Below are 25,719 nucleotides of genomic sequence, written 5' to 3' on the forward strand. Positions count from 1 at the left end.
GGCGGTCCATTTCAACTGCCGTAACGGATGCTGTCCAGACTCTCGATTCGCGACATTGTGCTGATCGACCGCCTCGACATCGAGTTCGCGGAAGGCCTTTCCGTGCTCACCGGCGAGACCGGTGCCGGCAAATCGATCCTGCTCGACGCTTTCACGCTGGCGCTCGGTGCGCGCGGCGATTCCTCGCTGGTGCGGCAGGGCGCCGAGCAGGGGCAGGTGATCGCCGCGTTCGATATCGCCGCTGAGCATCCCGCGAACGCGGTTTTGCGCGCCAACGACATCCCGATCGAAGACGAACTGATCGTGCGCCGCGTGCAGCTCGCGGATGGCCGCACGCGCGCGAGCATCAACGATGCGCCGGTGGGCGTGCACGTGCTCAAGGCGCTCGGCGCGGCGCTGGTGGAAATTCACGGCCAGCATGACGATCGCGCGCTAACCGACGCGTCGACGCATCGCTCGCTCGTCGATGCCTTCGGTGGTCTCGAAGTCGAGGCGCGCAAGATCACCACGCTGTGGGACGGCGCAAAGGCAGCGCGCGAGGCGCTCGCGACGCAGATCGACCGCATCGCGGCTGCGGAACGCGAAGCCGATTGGCTGCGCCACGCGGCGGCGGAGCTAACGAAGCTCAAGCCCGAGCCCGGCGAAGAACAGACGCTGGCGGCACGCCGCACCACGATGATGGCCGGCGAAAAGATCGCCGAGGATCTGCGCGCCGCGCACGAGACCGTGGCGGGCTCGGATTCACCGGCTGCCGCGATTGCGTCCGCGATCCGCCGTCTCGAACGTCGCGCCGGTGCTGCGCCCGAACTGATCGAGCCGTCCGTCAAGGCGCTCGATGCGGCGCTCAATGCAATCGACGACGCGCGCCACCATCTCGACGCGGCGCTTGTCGCAGCCAACCACGATCCGCACGAATTAGAGCGCATCGAGGAACGTCTTTTCGCGCTCCGCGCCGCAGCGCGAAAATACAACACGACGGCAGACAATCTCGCGGCGCTGGCCGATCGCTACCTCGGCGATCTCGCGGCACTCGACGCCGGCACCGCGCACGTCTCGGCGCTCGAGAAGGCCGCGCGCGAAGCCGAGGAAGCTTTCCGCACGGCCGCGAAAGTGTTGTCGGAGAAGCGGCGCAAGGCGGCCGCAAAGCTCGACACAGCGGTCAATCGCGAGCTGCCGCCGCTGAAGCTCGACCGCGCGAAATTCTCGACATCGATCACAGGTGACGCCGAGACGGCGGGGCCGGACGGATTCGACCGCGTCGAATTCTGGGTGCAGACCAATCCGGGCACGCGGCCCGGCCCGATGATGAAGGTCGCGTCGGGCGGTGAACTCTCGCGCTTCCTGCTGGCGCTGAAGGTCGTGCTGGCGGATCGCGGCTCAGCGCCGACGCTGATCTTCGACGAAATCGATACGGGTGTCGGTGGTGCTGTCGCGGACGCGATCGGGCAACGCCTCGCGCGTCTCGCCGCCAAGGTGCAGGTCGTGTCGGTGACGCACGCACCGCAAGTCGCCGCACGTGCGGCGCGCCATTATCTCATCGCGAAAGACGCGAAGGACCGCGGCCGCCGCGTTGCGACCGGCGTCGTCGAGGTTGCGGCCGACAAGCGCCGTGAAGAAATCGCGCGCATGCTTGCAGGCGCGGAGATCACCGAGGAAGCGCGCGCTGCCGCCGAGCGGCTGATTCGCGCCGCTGCGGAGTAGGCGATGGCGAAAGACGTCGACGCACTGTCGGAAAAGCAGGCGAAAACCGAGCATGCGCGGCTGCACGCCGAGTTGCTCGAGCACGAGAAGCGCTATTACCAAGACGACAAGCCGACCGTCACGGACGCCGAATACGACGCGCTTCGCCAACGCTATCGCGCGATCGAAGAGCGCTTTCCGGATCTCAAAACGAGCGAGAGCCTGTCGCTCAAAGTAGGCGCGGCGCCGTCCGGCCGCTTCGCGAAGATCAAGCACTCTGTACCGATGCTCTCGCTCGACAACGCGTTTGCGGATGAGGATGTCGAGGATTTCGTCCAGCGCATCCGCCGCTTCCTGCGCCTCGGCGAGACCGAGCCGCTGGCGATGACCGCAGAGCCGAAGATCGATGGCCTCTCGATGTCGCTTCGCTACGAGGGCGGCAAGCTCGTCAACGCAGCGACGCGCGGCGACGGCGCGGTCGGCGAAGACGTCACGGCGAATATCCGCACGCTGAAGGATGTGCCGCAGAAGCTCTCCGGCAAAGGCATCCCGGACATCGCCGAAGTGCGCGGCGAAGTCTACATGACGAAGGCTGACTTCCTCGCACTCAACGAGCGCCAGAAGGCCGCCGGCAAGGAGCTTTACGTCAACCCGCGCAACACGGCGGCGGGGTCACTCCGGCAAAAAGACGCGAGCATTACGGCCTCGCGCCCCTTACGCTTTTTCGCCTATGCGTGGGGCCGCATGAGCGAGATGCCGGCGGACACGCAATCCGGCATGGTGAAGTGGCTCGGCAAGGTCGGCTTCCACACCAACCCGATTTTCAAGCTCTGCCATTCGTCCGACGATTTGCTCAAGGTCTACGAGCTGATTGGCTCGCGCCGCGCCGAACTCGACTACGATATCGACGGCGTCGTCTACAAAGTCGATCGGTTGGATTGGCAGGAAAGGCTCGGCTTCGTCTCGCGCAATCCCCGTTGGGCGATCGCGCACAAATTCCCGGCCGAGCAGGCGACAACGATCATTCGCGACATTGAGATCCAAGTCGGCCGCACCGGTGCACTGACGCCGGTCGCGAAATTGGAGCCGGTCGGCGTCGGCGGTGTGATCGTGCAGAATGCGACACTGCACAATGCGGACGAGATCAAACGGCTCGATGTGCGTATCGGCGACACCGTGATGATCCAGCGCGCCGGCGATGTGATCCCGCAAGTGCTCGGCATCGTGCCGGAGAAGCGGCCTAAAGGCACCGAGGAATACGAGTTTCCCAAGAAATGCCCGTGCTCGCTTAAAACGCCGGTGGTGCGCGAACTCAATTCGGCCGGCACCGAGGGCGTGCGCTTCCGCTGCTCGGGTGAATTCGCGTGCCCGTTCCAGAAGACCGAGCACCTGAAACTCTTCGTCTCGCGCAGCGCGTTCGACATCGACGGCCTCGGCGGCAAGCAGATCGATTACTTCTTCGAGCAAGGCTGGGTAAAGGAGCCCGCGGATATCTTCACGTTGGAAAAGCGCAACGGCAAAAACTTCCGTCTTGAGGATATCGAAGGCTACGGCGAAACGTCGGTGCGCAATCTATTCGGCGCGATCGGCAGCCGCCGCGATATCGCGCTCGAACGTTTCATATTCTCGCTAGGCATCCGCCATGTCGGCGACACCACGGCGCGTGCGCTCGCGCGCGGGTACGGCACGTGGCAGGCATTCCACGATGCGGCTCTCCTCGTTGCAAAAGGTGACGATGAAGCGCGCGTCGAGATGGATGCTCTCGATCAGATCGGCGACACGGTGATCGATGCGATCGCGACGTATTTCAAGGAGAAGCACAATCTCGGCATCGTCGAGCGGCTGACCGCCGAAGTGAAAATTGAAGACGCCGAAAAGCCCGTCGCCGATACGGCGGTGGCCGGCAAGACTGTGGTGTTCACGGGATCGCTTGAGAAGATGACGCGCGACGAAGCCAAAGCGATGGCCGAGCGTCTCGGCGCGAAAGTCGCGGGCTCTGTGTCGAAGAAGACGGACTACGTCGTCGCGGGTGCGGAAGCCGGATCGAAGCTCAAGAAAGCGCAGGAACTCGGCGTTGCAATTCTGACCGAAGACGAATGGCTGAAAATGGTCGGCTGAACGAGCGAAAAGCGCGCCGGGTCTGGAGCCCGACGCGCTTTCGTATGGGTCAGATGCGTCCCATCAACGCCAAGATGATCACGACGATCAAGATGACGCCGACGATGCCGCCTGGGCCGTAACCCCAACCGCTGCTGTAGCCCCAGTTGGGCAGCGCACCGATCAAGATCAAAATCAGAATGACCACGAGAATGGTGGAGAGCATGTTCGTCCCTCACTATTTTTGACTGGACTACTAACGCACCAGCAGGGCGGAGGTTCCCTGGTAATTAGGGCGAGCATTTAAGGGCGGCGTATCAGCAGTAAACAGCTGGTCAGGCAGATCAGCGCCATCCCGAATAGAACGAGCGCGAGCGGCAATGCGCTGTGATAGGCCGCAACGATATGCGCGATGGCTTGCGCGCCGATCCCGCCGACAGCCATCTGCAGAAAGCCCGCGATGCCGGACGCCGTGCCGGCCGCCCGTGGCCGTACGCTGATCGCGCCCGCGATGGCGTTGGGCACGACGAGACCGTTGCCGAATGCCGTGATGAGCTGCGGCGCGAACAGCATCAGCGGACCGCCGTGCGGCCGGCTCCAAACCCAAGCGGTCGTGATCGCCGACGCGAGACAGATCGCGATGCTTCCCCACGTCACCATGCGGTCGACGCCGACGCGCTGCGAGTAGCGCGCGGACGTGTAGTTGCCGAGCATGTAGCCGGCGGCGCCGGTGGTGAGCCAAAGCCCGAGTTCGGCCGGCGTGCGGCCCATCTCGGTGACGACCACATGCGGCGCGCCACCAAGCATGATGAAGAACAACGCCGAGCCGCTGGCGCAGCAGATGACGTAGCCGCAGAACTTGCGATTCGCGAACAGCGCAGCGAGATCGTCGCGGTAGCGCACCGGGTCCGCACTCGCGAGCGGTGCGCGCCACGTCTCCGGAAGTTTCGCGACCGCCCAGGCGAGGACAACGGCCGTCATCGCCGCGATGCTGATGAAGATGTAGGGCCAGCCGAGCGTCGTATCGATCACGCCGCCCGCATAGGGAACTATAAGCGGCACGATCATGATCGCCATCGTGACCCAGCCGAGCATCGTGGCGGCTTGTTCGCGGTCGTAGAGATCGCGGATGATCGCGCGGCTGAGCACGATGCCCGCAGACGCGCCGATCGCCTGGAACGAGCGCGCGACAATCAGATAACCGATGCTCGACGCGAGCGCGGCCGCGATGCTGGCGACGGTCGCAAGGGCAAGGCCCGCGATCAGCACGGGGCGCCGGCCGTAACGATCCGACAGCGCACCGTTGACGAGCTGCGCCACCGCGACGACGACAAGATAGAGCGAGAGTGTCAGCTGCACGACCTCGATCGGCGCTTGCAGCGAGCGCGCGATGCCAGGAAGCGCGGGCATCGGCATGTTCAGCGCAAGCGGCGCGATCGACGTGATCGCGATCAGCAGGATCAGGAACGCGCGCGAGGCCGGCGGCCTCGCCGGGACTGTCGTTTGTAAAGACGGCTCTGGTTGCACAAGACGTTCTTTTCTTTTTGTTGTGCGTCTTAGCTTCCTAAAGGCGCGGTCGCGTTTTCAAGCCACTCTGCGGTTTGCCCTTCGACCAGCGGACCGATCTCGGCGCGAACGCGCGCGTGATAAGCGTCGAACCACGCACTCTCTTCGGCGGTGAGCAACGAAGGCAGGACGAGCCGCTGGTCGATCGGTGCGAGCGTAATCGTCTCGAAGCAGTTTAGTGGCTTCTCGGCGCCTTCGACCTTCGGCGCTTCGACGACCAGCACGAGATTCTCGATGCGGATACCGTAAGCGCCGGTCTTGTAGTAGCCCGGCTCGTTCGAGAGGATCATGCCGCGTTTCAGCGGCACTGTATTGACCTTCGAGATTGAAGCCGGTCCCTCGTGGACAGACAGATAGCTTCCGACGCCGTGGCCGGTGCCATGATTATAATCGAGGCCGGCCGACCAGAGATGCTGGCGTGCGAACGTGTCGAGCTGCGAGCCGCTGGCGTCATCTGGAAAGATCGCGCGCGCGATGCCGATGTGACCCTTGAGCACGCGCGTAAAACGATCGCGCATTTCGTCGGTCGGCGCGCCAACCGTCATCGTGCGCGTGATGTCGGTCGTGCCGTCAAGATACTGCGCGCCTGAGTCTAGCAAGAAGAGTTCGCCCGGCGCGATGCGGCGGTTGCTCTCTTCGGTCACACGATAATGCACGATCGCGCCGTTCGGACCCGAGCCGGAGATCGTCGGGAACGACACGTCCTTCAGAAGACCGGTGTCGCGCCGGAAACTTTCCAGCGCCGCGACGCATTCGATCTCGGTAAGCTTGCCGCGCGGTGCTTCGCGATCGAACCAAGCGAGGAAATTAGCAACTGCCGCGCCGTCGCGACGATGCGCCGTCATCGAGCCGGAAATCTCGGTCGCGTTCTTCACGGCCTTCATCAACGTGATCGGATCGGCCGCGTTGACGATCTTGCCGCCGGCGTCGCGGATCATGCGCGCGATGGCGTCCGCCGCGCTTGCATTGTCGAGCCGCACGGTCTGCTTCTTGTAACCGAGATCAGTCAGCGCGGCCGGCAATGCGTCCATCGCCCGCACGTCGGCGAGGCGTTCGAGTTCGTCGCGCACCTGGTTCGAGAGTTTCCGGCCGTCGACGAAGAGCGACGGGCGGCCTTCTGCCGGAACGATCGCGAAGGATAGCGCGAGCGGGGTGTGCGTTACGTCGGCGCCGCGAATGTTGAAGGCCCACGCGACCGCGGTCGGATTGGAAACGACGAGCGCGTCGGCGCGCGCTTTGGCAACTTCCGCGCGCACGCGTGCGAGTTTGGCTTCGGCCGCTTCGCCCGAATATTCGACCGGATGCAGCGCGACCTGGCCGAGCGGCGGCTCCGGACGATCGGTCCAGATCGTCTCGACCGGATCGCTGTCGCAGGCGACGAGACTTGCGCCGGCCGATGCGCATGACCGTGTCAGGGCTTCGACGTCGGACGTGCGGAAGAGCCAAGGGTCGTAGCCGATCTTCGCGCCTTCGGACGCATTCTTCTCAAGCCACGCCTCCGACGTCATGTCGCTGATAAGCACGACCTCGAACACGGCCGTGTCGGTCTGCTCGGCGGCCTGCAGCGTGTAGCGGCCGTCGACGAACAGCGCAGCCTTGTCGGCCAGCACGATCGCGCGTCCGGCCGAACCCGTGAAAGCCGCGAGCCAAGCAAGACGCTCCTCGCAAGCCGGCAAATATTCGTTCTGCTGGCGGTCCGCATGCGGGATGACGAGACCGTCGAGCCCGCGTTTCTTCAGCTCCGCGCGCAAGGCGGCGACGCGCTTGGCAACGGCGGCGCGATCCGAGGAGTCCGTGAATGTTTGAAATTTGGCTTCGAACATGGCGGCGGACCTTAAATCGCGCGCGAACGCCGCGCCACTGCGGGACGCGAGTGCCTGGGCCGCGTCAGCAACAGAGTGGTCCAGCCTTCGAGGCGCACAGTCTTGATGAGCACAAGACCTTGCGCGCGATAGAAGGCGAGCGCGGCTGTCTTCTGGTCGTTCGTCAGGCCGGAGAGGATGACGTGTCCGCCTGGCGGAACCAGACGCGCGATTGGCGCCGAGAGGCGCTGTAGCGGCCGCAGCAGGATGTTGGCGAAGACAAGATCGAACGGCGCATTGCGGCGGAAGACGCCGGCATCGACGCCGGCCGCGTGCACGAAGCGAATGTATTGATCGGCGCGGTTGGCGTGCGCATTCGCCTGCGCGACCTTCACGGACGTGCGGTCGATGTCGCTCGCCAGCACCGGCCGGTGCAGCGCGCGCGCCGCCGCGATGGCAAGCACGGCCGTGCCGGTGCCGACGTCGAGGATGCGGCGTGGATGTTTGCGCTTGATGAGTTCGTCGAGCACGAGGAGGCAGCCGCGCGTCGTACCGTGATGCCCGGTGCCGAAGGCGAGGGCGGCTTCGATCTCGATCGCGATGCGCGACGGCGATTCCGTGCCGCGCAGATGCGAGCCCTGCACGACAAAGCGGCCGGCCGGCACGGCGGACAGTCCGGCGAGGCTTGCCGCGACCCAATCGCGTGCTTCGATCTTCTCGACCGACAGCGTGGACGCGAGCTCATCATCGGTCGCGGCCGCGATGATGTCGCGCAGCACGGCTTCGTCCGGCGCTTCGCTGAAGTGAAGTTCGATCGCCCAGACGCCCGGCTTCTCTTCGAACACCGACAGCACGCATTCGTCGGCGTCGAGCAGCTCGGTAAGGCGTCCGGCGATTTCTTGCGGGTCGCTGCGCGGGCGCAGACGCGCGACAAAACTCGATGTTTCCATGCGGCGCAGATGCTACGAACGGCGCCGCAAAGACAAGTCTGAAAGAGGGTTACGTGTGTCCGAGCTGGTCATTCCGGGGCGTGCTGCGCTCTTCGCGCAGCGCGAGCCCGGAATCCATAATCCCTGAGAACACGATTGACACTGGGAGTATGGATCCCGGCCCTCGCAACGCTTCGCGTGCTCGGCCGGGATGACCGCCGAGCGAGCGGCGTTTCAGCAATCTACCACTGATAGTAGCGCGGATACGCGCGGGCCGGAGCCTGTACGGGCTGCGCCTGATAAACCGGCTGCTGGGCGTAATAGCCGCGCGGATTGCGCTCGTCGTAATAATAGGCCTGACGCGGCTGCTGCGGGCGTGCCTGAGCTTGCGCCTGCCCGCGACGATCCGGACGCGGCTGCACGGCAGCAACCGGAGCCGGCTCGGTTCGCGGCGCCGTGAACGGAGCGAACGGGTTCGGCCAGACCGAGACGCCTTGGTTGGCCGCAGGCGCCTGCGGAGCCGGTGCCGCCGCCGCAACCTGAGGACCGCCACGACGCGCCGCAGCCGCGATGGCCTGGCGCTCATCGCCGTCGATCGAGATTTGCGTCTTGGTGAGGCCGTGCTGCTTCACCAGCGAGAAGAGCAGGGCGGCATTCTGCGGCGCGAGGCGCACGCAGCCGGATGACGCGACCTGGCCGAGCTGCTTCGTGTTGTAGGAGCCGTGGATCGCGTGGCCCTGCCGTGTGAAGAACACCGAATGCGGCATCGGCGCATCGTCGAACTCGTCCGACTTGTGATCGATCTCCATGCGGAACGGCTTGAACTGGCCGACCGGCGTGAAGTGCCCGACCTTGCCGGTCGAAACCGGCCACACGTATTTCTGCTGCCCGTCGATCGTGACGGTCATGCGCTGCGTCGCTTTGTCGACAACGATGGCGAGATCAGCATGCGCCGCAGTGGCGAACAGGCTGGCGGCGATAACGCCGGCGGACAGAAGACGCATAGCGAAGTTCCTTGACTGACACCGCATCTTGAGATGCGCGATTTGTCTTTATCTTACGCTACCGCAGGCACTTTCGCTTCGTCCTCACGGGAATTTGGTGAACCGGAGACTTATCGGCAACACATGCGGCGCGTAGCGTTCGGCTGCCAACGCCGTGGGCAGCCTGTTCATCTGGCTGAACGCCGATTAATGCTAGCCTGAACATACATTAAGATATTGATTTATCGAGAGTATTTTGTGGAAACCATTTGAATCTCGCGCGGCGAGCCGCTATGTCATGCGCCTCGCGGGAAAGCTGCCGGTGTGCTGCGTGAGTGAGGCCATCCCGCCTGCTGCAAAATAACGGGCGACAAGACATGCAGTCATCGGACATCGACGTCGTAGGCGATACGGACGAAAAGCCCCGCATTGAGAAGGGCATCGCACAGGCCCCGCTCGGCCGGGCGCGCGGAGGCGGCGTCCAGGTTGTCATCCGCGAGCACACCAACAACGCGGTGCGCTGGAAGCAGGGGGAGCGCCTGCACAACTTGATCGAGGATGCGTGCCAGCGCTTCGCCGATCTCGAAGCGATCGTCACCGACAACGAGACGCTGACCTACGCGCAGTATGACCGCCGCGCCAACCAGATGGCGCGCTACCTGATGGATCAAGGCGTTCGCTCCGGCGACCGTGTCGCGCTTCTCTTCGATAAATCGCCCGAAACCTACATCGCGATGCTCGCCGTGATGAAGGTGAACGCGGCTTACGTCCCGCTCGACGCCGCCTTCCCGATTGAGCGCGTGCGCTTCATCCTTGGCGACGCCGAAGTTTCTGCCATTGTTTCGATCTCGAGCTATGCGGAGCGCCTCTCGACGCTCGATGTACCGAAGATCCTGGTCGACGCCGACAAGCGCGCGATCTTGGCCAAAGACGATTCGCCGCTCACCGACGTGCCGCCGCCGATCGAACCGCTCGCCTACATCATCTACACGTCCGGCACGACTGGAAACCCGAAGGGCGTCGGCATCGGCCACGCCAGCATCTGCAACTTCGTGCGCGTTGCGGCAGAGCTTTACGGCTACAAGCCGGGCGACCGTATTTATCAGGGCATGACCATCGCGTTCGACTTCTCGATCGAGGAGACGTGGGTGCCGATGATAGCCGGCGCGACGCTCATTCCTGCGCGCTCCGGCAGCGCCATGATGGGCGACGAACTCGGCGACTTTCTACGCGACCGTCACGTGACCATCATGGCGTGCTGCCCGACATTGCTCGCGACGATCGAGCAGGATGTGCCGGAGCTGCGTCTGCTGCTCGTCGGCGGGGAAGCGTGTCCGCATAACCTTGTCGCGCGCTGGTATCGCCCCGGCCGCCAGATTCTCAATTCGTACGGCCCGACCGAAGCGACCGTCACCTGCACGCTGACGGAGCTCAAGCCCGATAAGCCCGTGACCATCGGCATTCCGCTGTCGACTTACTCCATCGTCATTCTCGATCCGGTCGAGGACAAGACGATGGCGACGGGCGAACTCGGCGAGATCGGCATCGCGGGCATCGGCCTCGCGCTCGGCTATCTCAACCGCGACGAGCTCACGATGAAGAAATTCATCAAAGACTTCTTGCAGATCGACAACAATCCGTCCGGCCGCATCTATCGGACCGGCGATCTTGGCCGTATCGACGAGAACGGTGAGATCGATTACCGCGGCCGTATCGACACGCAGGTGAAGATCCGCGGCTATCGCATCGAACTCACCGAGATCGAGCAGGTGCTGCTCGATCTGCCGGAGGTCGCGCAGGCTGCCGTGACGACATTCGAGCCCGAAGAAGGGCTCGTCGAAATCGTCGCTTACTATGCGTTCAAGCACGGCTTGTCGGTAGAACGCGACGCGATTTCGCAGCATCTTCGCTCGAAGCTGCCGCCCTACATGGTGCCGGCCTTCCTCGAACAGCTCGACGCCATTCCGATGACGCTGAGCAACAAGGCGGACCACAAAAAACTGCCGAAGCCGAACTTGCAGCGTTTCGCGCCGGCCGAGCAGGGCTACGTTCCGCCGAAGAACGATACGGAGCGCACGCTAAGCACGGTGCTTGCCGAAGTGCTGCGGCTCGAGCGCGTTTCGACCGAGTCGCACTTTTTCGAAGACCTCGGCGCCAACTCGCTGATCATGGCGCGCTTCTGCTCGCTGCTGCGCAAGAATCCGGACATGGCGAATGTCTCGATGCGCGACATTTATCAAAACCCGACGCTCGCCGATCTCGCGCTGCATCTTGCCGGCACCGAAGAGACGACGGTGGTGACGACGCGCGAAGTGTTCCACAAGCCGTCGGACCTCTCCTACATCCTGTGCGGAGCGGGCCAGCTCGCGTTCTATGCGCTATACGCGCTGTTCGGTTTGTGGGTGCTCGACATCGGCTATCGCTGGGCGGCGGCGCCCGAGACCGCGCTCGCGATTTTCGCCCGCAGCGTCGTCTTCGCGGCCGGCTCGTTCGTGGTGCTGACCGGCATCTCGATCGTCGTGAAGTGGCTGCTCATCGGCCGCTTCAGCCAGCGCGCCATTCCAATCTGGAGCTTTGCTTACTATCGCTTCTGGGTCGTCATGACGATGATGCGCACGTCGCCGATCGCAGCCTTCTACGGCACGCCGATCTACAACGTGTATCTGCGCCTGATGGGCGCGAAGATCGGCCGCAACGCCGTGATCGCTTGCATCCATCCGCCGATCTGTGCCGACGTGATCGAGATCGGCGACAACACGATCCTGCGCAAGGACTCGATCGTGCTCGGTTATCGCGCGCAATCGAATTTCATCCACATCGCGCCCGTGAAGATCGGCGACAACGCCTTCGTCGGCGAGGCAAGCGTCCTCGATATCGACACCGTGATGGGCGACAATACGCAGCTTGGTCACGCTTCGTCGCTGCAGAGCGGCCAGCGCGTGCCCGACGGCAAGCACTATCATGGCTCGCCGGCCGTCGAGACGACATCGGATTACTGTCAGGTCGAAGGCAAGGAGGCGAGCGCACTGCGGCACGCTTTCTTCGGTTCCGTCGAGCTGATCGCGCTGATCCTCGTCGCCGGTCCGCTCCCTGTGCTCGGCTATCATTACTGGGAGCAGTATTCCGCCGCGACCGGCGTGAAGCTGCTGGAGGGCTCGTCGATCCTCTCGCTGTTCGGCCTCTCTGCCATTCTGTATTTCGGCGTGGTGGTTCTCGGGCTCGCGTCCGTTTTGATCATCCCGCGCGTCTGCAACATGTTCCTAAAACCGAACGTGACGTACTCGATGTTCGGCTTCCACCACTTGATGCAGACGATCATCCTCCGTGTCAGCAACGCGCGCTTCTACACGGTGCTGTTCGGCGACTCGGCCTTCATCACGAGCTACATGAGCTACGTCGGTTGGAACATGAACACCGTCATCCAAACCGGCTCGAACATGGGTTCGAACCAGCGCCACGACAATCCGTTCTACTGCAACATCGGGACCGGCACGATGGTGTCGGACGGTCTTTCGATGATCAACACGCAGATGTCCGCGACAGCGTTCCAGTTGCAGGAAACGAAGATCGGCGAGAACAGCTATCTCGGCAACGACATCTTCTATCCGCCGAACGGCAAGACCGGCGTGAACGTTCTCCTCGCCACCAAGGCGATGATCCCGATCGATGGCCCGGTGCGCGAGAATGTCGGCATTCTCGGCTCGCCGTCGTTCGAGATTCCGCGCATGGTCGATCGCGATCGCGCGATGAACGCGACGATCGACGAAGACAAGCGTCAGGAAGCGCTGAAGAAGAAGAACGTCTACAATCTTGTTACCGCACTGATGTTCTTGGGCGCGCAGTGGATGTCGTTCTTCATCGGCCTCGTGTTGTGGTCGGTAGCACTGACGCACTACGATCGCTTCGGCCTGTTTGGCCTGCTGTTTGCGGCCGGTGCGATTGTCGTCGCCTACATCGCGCTGTTCGTGCTCCTTGAACGCGCGAGCCTGCAATTCGGCCGCCTCAAGCCGCAGCTCGCGTCGATCTACGATCCATATTTCTGGCACCACGAGCGGCACTGGAAGATGGGCGAGTCGCCGGCCGCGGGCCTGTTCCCCGGCACGCCGTTCCGCCCGATGATCTATCGTCTGCTCGGCATGAAGGTCGGCCGTAAAGTATTCGACTGCAGCCGCTCGATCACGGAGCGCACGCTCACCGAGGTCGGCACTTACGCCAATCTCAACGAGGGCTCCGTGCTGCAGGCGCACTCGCTGGAAGAGGGCGTGTTCAAGTCGGACTTCATCCGCATGGGCCTCGGCTGCACGGTCGGCCCCGGCGCGTTCGTGCACTATGGCGTCACGATGGAAAACCACGTCGTGCTCGACGCGGATTCATTCCTGATGAAGGGCGAGACGCTCGACGACAACACGGGGTGGCGCGGCAATCCGGCGAAGCTTGCCCGCAATCACGCGGACTATGCGCAGCCGCGGTCCAACATCACCATCATGGCGATGGCTGCCGAATAAGATGGGCGAGCGCGTCGAATTGCGCGACATCACGGATGCGAACCGCGACGCGGTGCGCGCGCTCAAGCTCGACCCCGAGCAGGAAGAGCTCGTTGCGAGCAACGAGGAATCACTCGACGAAGCCGAACACGATCCCGGCGCGCGGCCGCGCGCGATCTACGCTGGCGACCGTCTCGTCGGCTTCATCATGTACGACGCCGGCGAGCCGGACGACGACCCGCGCGAGGCACAGATCTATCGCTTCATGATCGATCAGAGCGCGCAAGGTTCGGGCTACGGCCGCGCCGCGCTGCTCGCCACGATCGAAGAAATTCGCGGGATCGGCGGCATCGCCAAGATCGAAATCGGCTATATGCCGGAAAATCCGGTCACGAAGGTTTTCTACGAGAGCGTCGGCTTTGTTGAAGTCGGACTCGACGAGGACGGCGAAATGGTCGCCGAACTCTCATTGTGACCGATCTCGATACGGCATTGCGTGATCTTGCGCCGCTGGGCGTTCTCATCGGCTGGCGCAGAATTGCTGAGGGTGACGAGGGCGCGCTCAATCGCGGCGAGATTTCCGCAACGAATCTTTCGGTGCGCCGAGCAAGCGGAGCCGTCCGCATCGTAGCGCGCGAGCTATTGAGGGCGCCGGACCTTGCGATCCCGAAAGGCGAGGGTGGCGAGCCGATTTGGCCGCGCATGGTGGTCGGCTCGCTGGCGCACGACGACGAGATTGCGATCGCGGCGACGGCGAATGCTGAAGACTATGAGGCGATCGGGATCGATATCGAACGCGCGGAACCGCTTGTCGCCGAGACATTCGCGCTTGTCGTCACTGACCGCGAACGCGCGATGATCGGCGACGATGCGATGAAGGCGACGTTGCTCTTCGCCGTGAAGGAGGCGGTTTACAAAGCCGCATATCCACTCGATCGGGTGTTTCTGGAATTTGCGGATATCGAGGTTGATCTCGATCAGGGCGTTGCGGCTACGAAGCCTGGGCGGTCGTTGACGGTCCGCTACGCCACAACTCTGTCGCACGTTGTCGCGTTGGCCTATGCTTGACGTCATTGCGAGGAGCGGCGAAGCCGTGACGAAGCAATCCAGGAGCCAAAAAGAAAGAGCTGGATTGCTTCGTCACGACTTTGCGGCTCGCGATGCGAGCCGCGCCGTCGCTCCTCGCAATGACGCGTAACGGAAGTCGTGATCAAACCCGCTCGACGAAACTATCGACGACGCGTTTCTCGCCGGCTTTGTCGAACTGAATCGTCAGCTTGTTGCCTTCGACGAAGGTGACATTGCCGTTGCCGAATTTGAGATGAAACACGCGGTCGCCGACCGAGTAAGCCGATGCGGTGCCGGTCGACTTCGCGACGAGTTCGCCCTCGATGGTGCGCGGACCTTTGCGTGGGCGCGGCAGATCCGGGATCTCCGTCTTCTGCCAGCGGCCGCCGCTCGGCGCTGAGCCGCTGCCGCCGGAGTAACCACCGCCTGAAAATCCGCCGCGCTGCTGCGCGCGTTGCCAGCCGGGCGTTGTGTAGCTCGAACCGAAACTCTCCTGGCGATCGAAGCGCGACGCGCCGTATCCCGAGAACGAGAAGCCACCTTTTTGTTCGGTGACCTCGACGTCCGCTTCCGGCAGTTCGTCAAGGAAGCGTGACGGAATGTTCGTCGTCCACATGCCGTGAATGCGCCGGTTCGTCGCAAAGAAAATCTTCGCACGGCGACGCGCGCGTGTAAGCCCGACATGGGCCAAGCGCCGTTCCTCTTCGAGACCCGCGCGGCCCTGTTCGTCGAGCGAGCGCTGGCTCGGGAACAGACCTTCTTCCCAGCCGGGCAGAAATACGGTCTCGAATTCGAGGCCCTTCGCCGAATGCAGCGTCATGATCGATACGCTGTCGACCTGCTCGCCGCGATCCGCATCCATCACCAGCGAAATGTGCTCGAGGAAGCCCTGCAGGTTTTCGAACTCGTCCATCGAGCGAACGAGTTCCTTCAAGTTGTCGAGGCGGCCTGCCGCGTCCGCCGAACGATCCTTTTGCCACATATCCGTGTAACCGGACTCGTCGAGGATCATCTCGGCGAGCTCCGTGTGCGGCAGCGAATCCTTTTGTGCGGCCCAGCGATCGAAATTCGCCATCAGGTCGCGCAGCGATTGGCGCGGTTTCGGCTTGAGCTCGTCCGTGTTCGCGACTTCGCGTGCCATGTCCATCATCGACATATTGGCTTGCCGCGCATGCTCGTGCAGCCACTGCACGGTGGCGTCGCCGAGCCCGCGCTTCGGCACGTTGATGATGCGCTCGAAGGCGAGATCGTCCGCGGACGAATTCACCGCGCGCAAATAGGCCAGCGCATCGCGGATTTCCGCACGCTCGTAGAAGCGCGGGCCGCCGATAACGCGGTAGGGCAGGCCGAGCGTGATGAAGCGATCTTCGAATTCGCGCATCTGATACGACGCGCGCACCAGGATCGCGATCTGGTTGAGCGAATGATCCTTGCGCTGTAGCTGTTCGATCTCTTCGCCGACCGAACGCGCCTCCTCTTCGGAATCCCAGGCGCCCGAGACGGTAACTTTTTCGCCCAGCTCATCCTCGGTGCGCAGCGTCTTGCCGAGGCGGCCCTCGTTGTAGGCGATGAGATGCGAGGCCGCCGCAAGGATATGGCCGGTCGAGCGATAGTTGCGCTCGAGGCGGATCACCTTCGCGCCGGGAAAGTCCTTGTCGAAGCGCAGGATGTTGTCGACCTCGGCGCCGCGCCAACCGTAGATCGATTGATCGTCGTCACCGACGCAGCAGAGATTTGTCTCGGCGCGCTGCGGCGTTGCCGCCGCGCTGCCGTCAGCCAGCAGATCGTTGCGCTGCGGTCGCTGCGCGAGCAGGCGCAGCCACATATACTGCGCGACGTTCGTGTCCTGATACTCGTCGACCAGGATGTAGCGGAAGCGGTGGTGATACTGGCGCAGCACGTCCGGCTGTTCACGCAACAGCCGGATCGTCTCCAGCAGGAGATCGCCGAAGTCGGTGGCGTTGAGCGTTTTCAGCCGCTCCTGATACGCGGCGTAAAGTTCCTGGCCGCGTCCGTTCGCGAAGCTCGCAGCTTCACCGGCCGGCACCTGCGATGGCGTGAGGCCGCGGTTCTTCCAGCCGTCGATGAGGTTGGCGAGCACGCGCGCGGGCCAACGCTTCTCGTCGATGTTGGCGGCCGAGAGATGCTGCTTGAGCAGCCGGATCTGATCATCCGTATCGAGGATCGTGAAACCGGATTTTAGGCCGACGAGTTCTGCGTGGCGGCGCAGAATCTTCACGCCGATCGAGTGAAAGGTGCCGAGCCACGGCATGCCTTCGACCGCTTCACCGACCATCGAGCCGATGCGCAGCTTCATCTCGCGCGCGGCTTTGTTCGTGAAGGTAACGGCGAGGATTTCGGACGGCCGGGCTTTGCCGAGGCTGAGGATGTGCGCGATGCGTGTCGTCAGCACGCGTGTCTTGCCGGTCCCGGCACCGGCCAGCACGAGCACCGGCCCATCGAGCGTCTCGACGGCTTCGCGCTGTTCCGGGTTGAGGCCATCGAGATAACGGGGGGCCGCCTGCGCGCGCGCGCGTGCCGCGATGCCGCCCGGGATCGGGGCGGGCGCGCCAGCATAGTCCTGCAACTTCAGGGGATCGGCCAAACGGGTTCCTGCGGAATTCTTGATTCGCTAGGAACAAAATGGCATCGCGGGTGGCGATTTGCGAGGGTTGCGGGCGGAAAAAGCCCGGCCCGGAGCGGTTATCAGGCGCTCATCGGCATCGCGATACGGCGGCCGGACGCTTCCGGCAGCGGCAGCCGCGTGTGGCTCGCTTGCATGGCAGCAAGTGAGCGCAGCGCCGCCTCGTCGAAAGACGCCGTGCGCTTGGTCTCCATGTCGACGTGAAGCGCCATATTCTCGGATGTGGCGGAGACCCAACCTTCCGTCGCGTGGAACAGTTGTTCGAAATAGTGGACCCGCTTGTGGTCGAAGCCGAGCAGCTGGAAAGTCACGCGGACCGGATCGCCCTTGTGCAACTCGCGCAGATATCGGACGTGAACTTCGGCCGTGAACAGCGAGCGTCGCTGCGTTTTCACGTAAGCCTCACCGATGCCCATCAGCTCGTAGGCTTCATCGACCGCGCGATCAAAAAGAACGTTGTAATACGCCATATTCAGGTGGCCGTTGTAATCGATCCATCCGGGCTCCACCCGCGTCACCGACGACACGAATGGGGCGAAGAACACAGGTTCGAAATCGCAACGGTCCAGCATGCGAGCGTTTCCAGGGCTAGCTTGTTTTAAAGTGTAAGCGATGAAGTATGACGTTTTTCCGTCAGGAGTCTTGAAAATTTAGCGCCGAAGAGCGTCGGATTTGTTTCGAAATCCGCGCGACCTTCGGCTTTTCCCTTTGCGTCGCACCGCCGGAAGGCTCTATTGCTGGCCGCAACGGTTTAAGAAACGAGGAAATGCCGATGCCTGCAGCCGCCGCGAAGGTCATGCCGATGACCGAGCAGAAGCCGTCGAAGCAAGCCGTCGAGGCTGTCGTCGCTGGGCTCAACGCGCGCTTCGGCAACCGCGTTGTCACCTCGCTGGCGGTTCGCGAGCAGCACGCCAACACGACGACCTGGCTCGCCAACCAGCCGCCGGACGTCGTCGTCTTCCCGCACAGCACCGAAGAGGTGCAGGACATTGTCAAACTCTGCGCCGAGCACGGCGTACCCGTGATCCCGTTCGGCACCGGAACCTCGCTCGAAGGTCACGTCAACGCGCCGCTCGGCGGCGTATCGGTCGACTTCCGCGACATGAACAAGGTGCTGGAGGTCCACGCTCAGGATCTCGATTGCGTCGTCCAACCGGGCGTCACGCGCAAGCAGCTCAACGACTATCTGCGCGACCAGGGCCTGTTCTTCCCGATCGACCCAGGTGCGGACGCCTCGATCGGCGGCATGACGGCGACGCGCGCCTCCGGCACCAACGCGGTGCGCTACGGCACCATGAAGGACAACGTGATCTCGGTGAAGGCCGTGCTCGCCAACGGCGAGGTCATCACGACGGCGCGGCGCGCCAAGAAGTCTTCGGCGGGCTATGACCTGACGCGACTCTTCATAGGCTCGGAAGGCACGCTCGGCGTCATCACGGAAATCACGCTGAAGCTCCATGGCATTCCGGAAGCGATTTCGTCGGCGGTCTGCCCGTTCGAAAGCATCCAGGGCGCGTGCGACGCGACCATCATGACGATCCAGTCCGGCATTCCGGTCGCCCGCATCGAATTGCTCGATGTCGTGCAGGTGCGCGCCAGCAACGCCTATTCGAAGCTGACGCTGAAGGAAACGCCGCATCTCTTCCTCGAATTTCACGGCACGGAGGCCTCCGTTGCCGAGCAGGCCGAGCGTTTCGCCGAGATTGCCGCCGAATGCGGTGGCGGCCCGTCGGAATGGACGACGAAGCCGGAGGAGCGCACCAAACTCTGGCAGGCGCGCCACGATTCCTATTGGTCAATGTTGCAGCTGCGTCCGGGCGCGAAAGGCTTCGCTACCGACGTGTGCGTGCCGATTTCGCGGCTCGCCGAATGCGTTCTCGAGACCTGCAAGGACATCGAGGAATACAAACTCGTGGCGCCGATCGTCGGCCATGTCGGCGACGGTAATTTCCACGTCGGGGTGATGATCGACATGAACGACCCGGCCGAGGTGAAGAACGCCAAGACCTTCATCGAGCGGCTCGCCAAGCGCGCCATCGCGATGGACGGCACCTGCACGGGTGAGCACGGGGTCGGTCAGGGCAAGATCAAATACCTCGAGGCCGAGCACGGCCGGACGGCGTTGAATGCCATGACGGCGATCAAACAGGCGCTCGATCCACAAAATTTGATGAACCCAGGCAAGATTCTGCCGTCTTCGTTGACTGCGGAATAAGACATAGATTTGCCGTTTCGCTAAGTACTGTCGGATACTGCATCAGCCGCCGTCATCCCGGACGGCGCTGTTGCGCCGATCCGGGATCCATAACCCCTGTATCGCGATATTCGAACGACAGGGGTTATGGATTCCGGCCCTCGCGGCTACGCCGCTCGGCCGGAATAACCACGATTGGATAAGGAGCCGGACGGTTGCAGACCACGTTGCTCGGACTGGGCATCGCGATCATCCTCGCGCTTGTGGCCGCCATCGTTGGACCCCACTACGTCGATTGGTCGGCCTATCGCTCGGAAATCGAAACGCGCGCGAGCGCGGTCGCCGGCACGCCCGTGCGCGTCGCAGGCCCGATCGACGTTCGCCTGCTGCCGACGCCCTCCCTCCAGGCAAAGCAAGTTGAGATCGGCGCTCCGGCTGAGGCGCTGAAGGCGGGCGACGTGTTCGTCGAGTTCTCGCTCGGCTCGCTCATCCGCGGCGAATATCGCGCCACCGAGGTAAAAGTCTCCGGTCTCGAACTCAGCGCCAACATCGATGCGCAAGGCCGCGTCACCAACAACGTGCCGCTTGCATCGAGCGCGATCGACGGCGTCGGTATCGAACGGCTGCGGATCGAGAACAGCCGCCTCGTCTTCGCGGATGCGCGCTCGGGCACCCGTCAAACCATCGAGCAGCTCCGGTTCGGCGGTGATGTGAAATCACTCGTCGGCCCGTTGAAGGGCGAAGGCGGGGGCCGCGCGGGCGATCAGCGCTTCGGTTATCGCATTTCGGTTGGACGCGGCGGGCCGGACGGCGCGCGCGTGCGTCTCGTCATGGAACCGGTCGGCCGCCCGCTCAGCTTCGATGTCGAGGGCGTCGTTCGCCGCGACAACGATGGCTACGCGTTCGAGGGCAACACGACGATCGCGCGTGTGCCGCTCGACGGCAGCGAACAGTGGAAGCTCGTCGCCCGCGTCAAGGCCGATACGGCGACGGCGCTCGTCGAGCAGCTCGAACTCGAATACGGCGCGATCGAGCGCGCGATCAAACTCACCGGCACAGCCGAGGTGAAACTCGGAACGTCGCCGCAGCTCAGCGCCGTTCTCTCCGCGCGGCAGGTCGATCTCGATCGGCTGATCGCGCAACCGGATCAGCCCGCGCAGGCGCCTTTCGCGGCACTGCAGGCATTTGGCAACGCGTTTGCGCGCGATCTCGCCCTGCCGATCCCGGTGCGTGCCGGCATCGCGATCGATCAAGTGACGCTCGGCGGCGCCAACATTCAAACGCTGCGCGCCGATGTGGAATCGACGCGCGATGGCTGGAGCATCGCGTCGCTCGAAATGCGTGCGCCTGGCTTCGCGCAAATCCGCGCGTCCGGGGCGTTGGTCACAGCTACGGATCCATCGTTCGCGGGGCTGGTGTCGGTCGAATCGACGGAGCCGCGCTTGCTCACGGCTTGGCTCGAGGGCCGCCGCGCGCCGGTCGGCGTGCGCTCCGGCGCGTTGCGCGCGTCGGGCGAAGTGAATCTTTCGGCACAGCGCTTTGCGATCGATCGCTTGCGCGCCGAGGTTGACCGCAAGCCGATCGAAGGCCGCATTGCTCTCATCGATCTGCCGGACGGACGCTCGCGGCTCGATGCCGATCTCAAAGCCGCGGAACTCGACCTCGACGCAATGCTGGCGCTTGCGCGCGCGACCGGTCTCGACACGCGCGTGCCGAAGGAAATCGCGCTTAGCGCCGACATCGGCCGCGCTGCGATTGCCGGAACCGAAGTGCGCGGCGCGAAAGTGAAACTGAAATACGATCCGCAGGGGCTTGCGATCGAAGCCTTGTCGGTTGCCGATATTGCGGGTGTCGTGATCGAAGGCAGCGGCACTGTATTCGGCTCGTGGGCGACGCCGCGCGGAGCGCTTTCCTTCCGCATCAACGGCACGCAGCTTGATGGCCTCGCTAACTTAGCGACGCAGAATGCGCCGCGTTACGCGGCAACGGCCGAAACGCTTGCGGCGCGCCTGAAGGGCCAGACGAAGCTCGCGATCGATATCGGCATCGAAACGCCGAAGGCGACCGTCGTCACGTTGCGCGCCGACGGCATTGCGGGCGGCGCGAAAATCATCGCCAACGTCACGGCGAATGGCGACACGGCACGCTGGACCGAAGCCGCGATCGATGGCGCGGGACGCATCGAGAGCGATGATTCACGCGCCTTGGCGCGCATCGTCGGCTTCGACGAGATGGTCGCGCTCAGAGCCGGAAAGTCGGCCGTGTCGTGGAAGCTCGCAGGGCCGTTGAACGGCAACCTGCGCTCCGGTTTGCTGGCGTCGCTGCCCGGTCTCGACGCGAGCTTCTCGGGCGAGACGCGCTTTGCCGCCGACGGTGTCGTCAACAATGGCGAACTCAGCTTGCGGGCCGCCGATGTCGTGTCGCTGCGTCCTCTTGTCGGGGTTGCCGCACCGCTGGCGTTCAAGGCGAAGATGGCGCTCACGCCGCAGCGCGTTGTTGCCGACAACCTCGCCGGCACGCTCGGCAATACGCCATTCTCCGGCCGCCTGAGCTATCTGCGCGATCTCGCGACGATTGATGGCCGTATCGATGCGGAGAGTATCGACGGCTCGGCGCTGCTGGCAGCATTGCTCGGCAGCCCGCCTGCGCAAACCGCGAATACGTGGTCGACACAGCCGTTGTCGCGCGTCTTGCTCGCGGGCGTTGAGGGGACAATCGAAGTCAAGGCGAAGCGCGCCGTGCTGACGCCGTCGTTTGAGATCCGCGATTTCAATGGCCGCTTGCGGGTTTCGGACGCCAGCGTCGCAATCGACGACATCACCGGCACATTCGCGGGCGGTGTGCTGAAGGCGACGCTGACTGCGCCGGCTAATCCGTTCGGCACGGTTGCGGAGGCACGTATCGCGCTGACAAATGCGGATGTCGCTGCGCTGGTGCCGGACTTGAAGCCGGCGCCGCTCGGCGGTCGCGTCAGCCTGCTGATCGAAGCGAAAGGCGCGGGCCGCAGCGTCTCGACGATCGTCGGGTCGCTCAGCGGCAGCGGCACGATCAGCCTCGAGCGGCCGGAAGTAGCCGCGCTCGATGCGCGCGCATTCGATGATCTGGAACGCTCCGCGGAAGTTGAGTCGGCCGATCCCGCGAAGGTGCGCACGTTGATCGACACGGCGCTGCGCCGCGCCGCATTCCGCGCCGCGCGCGCAGATGCTGGCCTGATCCTGAACGGCGGCCAGCTTCGCGTGGCGAATTTGTTGGCGAAGGGTGACCGCGCAATGCTGGCTGTTAGCGGCGGAATAGATCTGACCCGCCGCGAACTCGACGCGCGTCTGACGCTCTACACGGATCGCGGCGCAACGCCCGCCGGTCGCCCCGAGATCAACGTCCTGCTGCGCGGCCCGTTGGCGAACCCGCAGCGAACGACCGACGTTTCGGCTTTGATTGGTTGGCTGGCCCTGCGCTCGGTCGATCGTCAGGCTAAACGCCTGGAGACGCTCGAGGCCGAGCGGGCCGCCGCCGAGGCGGCACTGATACGACTGCAGGCTGCTCAGCCTGTCGTGCAGCCCGCTCCGCAGCAGCTTGTCCCAGAAGCGCGGCCGCCGATGCCGGCACCGCGATCAGCCGGCCCGCAAATGCCTGAGCAAATGCCGCCGGCCGCTAACGCGCCGCGCCAAAGGTCACTGTTCGATCTGTTCGGGGCTTCGCGCTGATTGCGGTTCCGAGCCGCCACCGCCCGTTGAAGGCTGCGGATCGCGACCGTTCTCGATCAAGCTCTGATGGCCGCTCTGTACTCGGTAGTAGTCGAGCACGAACAGACGGATCGCTGACGACAGATTGCCGTGCTTCCGCTTTGAGTCGATCGACGAAACCATATCGGACAGCGTGACCCCGCGCTCGTTGGCGATGTCTTTCAGGCTGGTCCAAAACGCGTCCTCAAGACTGACGCTCGTCTTATGATTTGCGATGACGATGGATCGTTTAATGACTGGTGACTTCATTTCTCATCCTCTCGCTCGAGCTTGCGCTGATCCAAGAAGCTCCGGGCCGTTTGTTTTTGTGCCGCCTCCAGCTTTTTGTCGGCTTTGCTGCGGCCAAAGCGGGCTCGATTTTCCGCCGCCACAGACTCTTGCTTCTCTCGGATCGCTTGCTTTCGCGCCTTCTTGAAATTGATGACCTCGGTCATTTTGCCTATGACTGCTGCGACAACACTATTGTACTACTGTCTAGACGCGTAAAAGTTCCCGGTCTCGCGAAAAATGGGTGCCCGGTTACACGGATAGTTGAAGGTCGCGTCTAGTTCTCAGGTTTGGTCATCTTTTCGGGTCTGACCAGGCGGTCAAATTCCACCGCGTTAATGAGCCCGGACGCCACTGCCTCTTCTTTAAGCGTGGTTCCATTCTTGTGTGCGGTCTTCGCAATTTTAGCCGCGTTGTCGTAGCCGATTTTCGGCGCTAGCGCCGTGACCAGCATCAGCGAGCGGCGCATCAGCTCGTCGATCTGCTGGCGATTCGCTTCGATGCCGACGACGCAACGATCCGTGAATGAACGCGCCGCGTCGGCGAGCAGTCGAACCGATTGCAGGAAAGCGTACGCCATCACGGGCTTGTAAACGTTGAGTTCGAAATGGCCCTGGCTCGCTGCCACCGTCACGGTGGTCTGATTGCCGAACACCTGACAGCACACCATCGTCAGCGCTTCGCACTGCGTCGGGTTGACCTTGCCCGGCATGATCGACGAGCCCGGCTCGTTCTCCGGCAGGATCAACTCGCCGAGACCCGAGCGCGGCCCTGAACCGAGAAAGCGAATATCGTTCGCGATCTTGAACAGCGCCGTCGCGGTCGCGTTGAGTGCACCGTGCGCGTAAGCGTAGCCATCATTGCCGGCGAGCGCTTCGAACTTATTCGGCGCGGTGACGAACGGCAGTTTCGTGATCGCGGCGACGCGCGTTGCGAAAGCCTTCGCGAAGGCGCGGCGGCTGTTGAGACCGGTGCCGACGGCGGTGCCGCCTTGCGCGAGCGGATAGAGCGCGGACAGCGATGCCTTGACGCGCGTGCGTGCGTTCTTCACCTGTGCGACGTAACCGGAGAATTCTTGACCGAGCGTCAGCGGCGTTGCGTCCTGCGTATGCGTGCGGCCGATCTTCACGATTTTCGCGAAGGCCTTGCTCTTCTTATCGAGCGCTGCAGCGAGATGATCGAGGGCAGGGAGCAGTTCGACATTGATCGCGATCGCGGCCGCGATATGCATCGCGGTCGGATAGCTGTCGTTCGACGACTGGCCCATGTTGACGTGATCGTTCGGATGGATCGGCGACTTCTGCCCGCGCGTGCCGCCGAGCATTTCGTTCGCGCGGTTCGCGATAACCTCGTTGGCATTCATGTTCGATTGCGTGCCGGACCCGGTCTGCCACACCACGAGCGGAAACTCTGCATCGTGCTCGCCGTCGATCACTTCCTGCGCGGCCGCGACGATCGCTTTTGCGCGCTTGCCGTCGAGATCGCGCAGCTTCTGGTTTGTCTCGGCGGCGGCGCGCTTGACGATGCCGAATGCACGCACGACGCCGATCGGCATCTTCTCGATCCCGATCGGGAAATTCTCGAGCGAGCGCTGAGTCTGCGCGCCCCACAGGCGGGCGGAATCGACTTCGATCGGACCGAACGTATCGGTCTCGATGCGGGACTTGGCCATGGTAGATCCTCGGACGACGAAGCGAGCGGCGGCTGGCTTCGAAATTATTTCTTACGGAAGCGGTCGAACTGCACGACTTCGGCGCCGCCGCTCGGCGGTGCGTCGGGCTCGGATGACTTCTCGGCAACCGGCAGCTTCACGGGCGCTTCCGGCGTTTCGGTTTTCTCGACGAGGGTCGGAACGGCAGCGGGCGCTTTCGCCGCGTCTGCGGCCTCTTCGCCGTCCTGCGCTTCCTGAGCGACTTCAAATTCCAAGCCGAACTGCACGGAGGGATCGAAGAACGCCTTCATCGCATCGAACGGGATGAAGAGCTTTTCCGGCACGCCCTTGAACGACAGGCCGACCTCGATGCCGCTATCGGTCACTGCGAGGTCCCAAAACTGATGCTGCAGCACCACCGTCATCTCTTCAGGATGATGCTCGCGCAAACGCGGCGACATCTTTACGCCCGGCGCCTGCGTATAGAATGCGATGAAGAAGTGATGATCGCCCGGCAAGCCGTTGCGCGCCGCATCGGCGACGACTTTCTTCACGACGCCGCGCAGCGCGTCGCGGACCAGGAGATCGTAACGGATTTGATCAAGTGACAT

At 63.4% G+C, this 25,719-nt stretch carries 18 protein-coding genes; 7 read left to right on the forward strand and 11 right to left on the reverse strand.

Going from position 1 to position 25,719, the window contains the following annotated elements; all coding sequences use genetic code 11:
• The first annotated feature begins 27 nt into the window (after positions 1-27).
• Together recN and ligA are read left to right on the forward strand one after the other, a co-directional pair.
• Positions 28-1,701, forward strand: coding sequence for a DNA repair protein RecN (gene recN, locus GJW30_RS09270; RefSeq protein ID WP_096354541.1), 1,674 nt, complete (start codon positions 28-30; stop codon positions 1,699-1,701).
• Between the two features lie 3 nt (positions 1,702-1,704).
• Positions 1,705-3,798 carry an NAD-dependent DNA ligase LigA gene (gene ligA / locus GJW30_RS09275; protein WP_096354544.1) on the forward strand — a complete coding sequence of 698 codons (2,094 nt, stop codon included), beginning with the start codon at positions 1,705-1,707 and terminating at the stop codon, positions 3,796-3,798.
• A 49-nt stretch (positions 3,799-3,847) separates the two neighbouring features.
• Here ligA and GJW30_RS09280 read toward each other — a convergent pair whose 3' ends face one another.
• The 5 genes from GJW30_RS09280 to GJW30_RS09300 form a co-directional block, all read right to left on the reverse strand.
• Positions 3,848-4,003, reverse strand: coding sequence for a DUF3309 family protein (locus GJW30_RS09280; protein ID WP_096354547.1), 156 nt, complete (start codon positions 4,001-4,003; stop codon positions 3,848-3,850).
• A 77-nt stretch (positions 4,004-4,080) separates the two neighbouring features.
• Positions 4,081-5,304 carry a multidrug effflux MFS transporter gene (locus GJW30_RS09285; RefSeq protein WP_096354549.1) on the reverse strand — a complete coding sequence of 408 codons (1,224 nt, stop codon included), beginning with the start codon at positions 5,302-5,304 and terminating at the stop codon, positions 4,081-4,083.
• A 29-nt stretch (positions 5,305-5,333) separates the two neighbouring features.
• A complete protein-coding gene (locus GJW30_RS09290; RefSeq protein WP_096354554.1) occupies positions 5,334-7,166 on the reverse strand; it encodes an aminopeptidase P family protein in 1,833 nt (610 codons plus the stop codon).
• A gap of 11 nt (positions 7,167-7,177) precedes the next feature.
• Positions 7,178-8,095, reverse strand: a complete 918-nt coding sequence (locus GJW30_RS09295; protein WP_096354558.1) for a 50S ribosomal protein L11 methyltransferase — start codon at positions 8,093-8,095, stop codon at positions 7,178-7,180.
• Positions 8,096-8,316: 221 nt separating this feature from the next.
• Entirely contained in the window at positions 8,317-9,078 is a 762-nt protein-coding gene (locus GJW30_RS09300; RefSeq protein WP_096354560.1) for a L,D-transpeptidase, read from the reverse strand.
• Positions 9,079-9,434: 356 nt separating this feature from the next.
• Between GJW30_RS09300 and GJW30_RS09305 the strand changes: the two genes are divergently transcribed.
• From GJW30_RS09305 to GJW30_RS09315, 3 genes are read left to right on the forward strand one after another with little or no spacing between them, the layout of a single operon-like run.
• A complete protein-coding gene (locus GJW30_RS09305; protein WP_096354562.1) occupies positions 9,435-13,562 on the forward strand; it encodes a Pls/PosA family non-ribosomal peptide synthetase in 4,128 nt (1,375 codons plus the stop codon).
• A gap of 1 nt (position 13,563) precedes the next feature.
• Positions 13,564-14,016 carry a GNAT family N-acetyltransferase gene (locus GJW30_RS09310; protein ID WP_096354564.1) on the forward strand — a complete coding sequence of 151 codons (453 nt, stop codon included), beginning with the start codon at positions 13,564-13,566 and terminating at the stop codon, positions 14,014-14,016.
• On the forward strand, positions 14,013-14,609 hold the full coding sequence (locus GJW30_RS09315; RefSeq protein WP_245408704.1) for a 4'-phosphopantetheinyl transferase family protein: 597 nt from the start codon (positions 14,013-14,015) through the stop codon (positions 14,607-14,609). The genes GJW30_RS09310 and GJW30_RS09315 overlap by 4 nt, the downstream gene beginning before the upstream one ends.
• A 142-nt stretch (positions 14,610-14,751) precedes the next feature.
• Here GJW30_RS09315 and GJW30_RS09320 read toward each other — a convergent pair whose 3' ends face one another.
• Both GJW30_RS09320 and GJW30_RS09325 read right to left on the reverse strand, forming a co-directional pair.
• The gene (locus GJW30_RS09320) at positions 14,752-17,214 is read right to left on the reverse strand and encodes an ATP-dependent helicase (protein ID WP_096354568.1); all 2,463 of its coding nucleotides are present in this window, start codon (positions 17,212-17,214) and stop codon (positions 14,752-14,754) included.
• A gap of 101 nt (positions 17,215-17,315) precedes the next feature.
• Complete coding sequence (locus GJW30_RS09325) at positions 17,316-17,825, reverse strand: thioesterase family protein (RefSeq protein WP_096354570.1); 510 nt, start codon at positions 17,823-17,825, stop codon at positions 17,316-17,318.
• Between the two features lie 200 nt (positions 17,826-18,025).
• On the opposite strand from GJW30_RS09325, the gene GJW30_RS09330 reads away from it, so the two are divergent.
• Together GJW30_RS09330 and GJW30_RS09335 are read left to right on the forward strand one after the other, a co-directional pair.
• Positions 18,026-19,468, forward strand: coding sequence for an FAD-binding oxidoreductase (locus GJW30_RS09330; RefSeq protein WP_096358754.1), 1,443 nt, complete (start codon positions 18,026-18,028; stop codon positions 19,466-19,468).
• Positions 19,469-19,662: 194 nt separating this feature from the next.
• The gene (locus GJW30_RS09335) at positions 19,663-23,151 is read left to right on the forward strand and encodes an AsmA family protein (protein WP_096354572.1); all 3,489 of its coding nucleotides are present in this window, start codon (positions 19,663-19,665) and stop codon (positions 23,149-23,151) included.
• Here GJW30_RS09335 and GJW30_RS09340 read toward each other — a convergent pair.
• The 4 genes from GJW30_RS09340 to GJW30_RS09355 all read right to left on the reverse strand — a co-directional run bounded on the left by GJW30_RS09340 (position 23,119) and on the right by GJW30_RS09355 (position 25,719).
• Complete coding sequence (locus GJW30_RS09340; protein WP_096354574.1) at positions 23,119-23,439, reverse strand: ribbon-helix-helix domain-containing protein; 321 nt, start codon at positions 23,437-23,439, stop codon at positions 23,119-23,121. The genes GJW30_RS09335 and GJW30_RS09340 overlap by 33 nt on opposite strands.
• A complete protein-coding gene (locus GJW30_RS09345) occupies positions 23,436-23,624 on the reverse strand; it encodes a DUF4169 family protein (RefSeq protein WP_096354576.1) in 189 nt (62 codons plus the stop codon). The genes GJW30_RS09340 and GJW30_RS09345 overlap by 4 nt, the downstream gene beginning before the upstream one ends.
• 110 nt (positions 23,625-23,734) lie before the next feature.
• Positions 23,735-25,129: a class II fumarate hydratase gene (fumC, locus tag GJW30_RS09350; protein WP_165391642.1), complete on the reverse strand. Its 1,395-nt coding sequence runs from the start codon at positions 25,127-25,129 to the stop codon at positions 23,735-23,737.
• A gap of 44 nt (positions 25,130-25,173) precedes the next feature.
• A complete protein-coding gene (locus GJW30_RS09355; RefSeq protein WP_096354580.1) occupies positions 25,174-25,719 on the reverse strand; it encodes an SspB family protein in 546 nt (181 codons plus the stop codon).

Origin of the sequence: Variibacter gotjawalensis, from assembly GCF_002355335.1 — a bacterium.
GTDB lineage: Bacteria > Pseudomonadota > Alphaproteobacteria > Rhizobiales > Xanthobacteraceae > Variibacter > Variibacter gotjawalensis.

Excerpts from the sequence above, each read along its gene's own strand:
- GJW30_RS09325 (WP_096354570.1), bottom strand. The coding sequence starts at position 17,825 with ATGCTGGACCGTTGCGATTTCGAACCTGTGTTCTTCGCCCCATTCGTG.
- GJW30_RS09280 (WP_096354547.1), bottom strand. The coding sequence starts at position 4,003 with ATGCTCTCCACCATTCTCGTGGTCATTCTGATTTTGATCTTGATCGGT.
- GJW30_RS09290 (WP_096354554.1), bottom strand. The coding sequence starts at position 7,166 with ATGTTCGAAGCCAAATTTCAAACATTCACGGACTCCTCGGATCGCGCC.
- GJW30_RS09295 (WP_096354558.1), bottom strand. The coding sequence starts at position 8,095 with ATGGAAACATCGAGTTTTGTCGCGCGTCTGCGCCCGCGCAGCGACCCG.
- GJW30_RS09300 (WP_096354560.1), bottom strand. The coding sequence starts at position 9,078 with ATGCGTCTTCTGTCCGCCGGCGTTATCGCCGCCAGCCTGTTCGCCACT.
- GJW30_RS09330 (WP_096358754.1), top strand. The coding sequence starts at position 18,026 with ATGCCTGCAGCCGCCGCGAAGGTCATGCCGATGACCGAGCAGAAGCCG.
- GJW30_RS09345 (WP_096354576.1), bottom strand. The coding sequence starts at position 23,624 with ATGACCGAGGTCATCAATTTCAAGAAGGCGCGAAAGCAAGCGATCCGA.
- GJW30_RS09310 (WP_096354564.1), top strand. The coding sequence starts at position 13,564 with ATGGGCGAGCGCGTCGAATTGCGCGACATCACGGATGCGAACCGCGAC.
- fumC (WP_165391642.1), bottom strand. The coding sequence starts at position 25,129 with ATGGCCAAGTCCCGCATCGAGACCGATACGTTCGGTCCGATCGAAGTC.
- GJW30_RS09305 (WP_096354562.1), top strand. The coding sequence starts at position 9,435 with ATGCAGTCATCGGACATCGACGTCGTAGGCGATACGGACGAAAAGCCC.
- GJW30_RS09355 (WP_096354580.1), bottom strand. The coding sequence starts at position 25,719 with ATGTCACTTGATCAAATCCGTTACGATCTCCTGGTCCGCGACGCGCTG.
- ligA (WP_096354544.1), top strand. The coding sequence starts at position 1,705 with ATGGCGAAAGACGTCGACGCACTGTCGGAAAAGCAGGCGAAAACCGAG.
- recN (WP_096354541.1), top strand. The coding sequence starts at position 28 with ATGCTGTCCAGACTCTCGATTCGCGACATTGTGCTGATCGACCGCCTC.
- GJW30_RS09340 (WP_096354574.1), bottom strand. The coding sequence starts at position 23,439 with ATGAAGTCACCAGTCATTAAACGATCCATCGTCATCGCAAATCATAAG.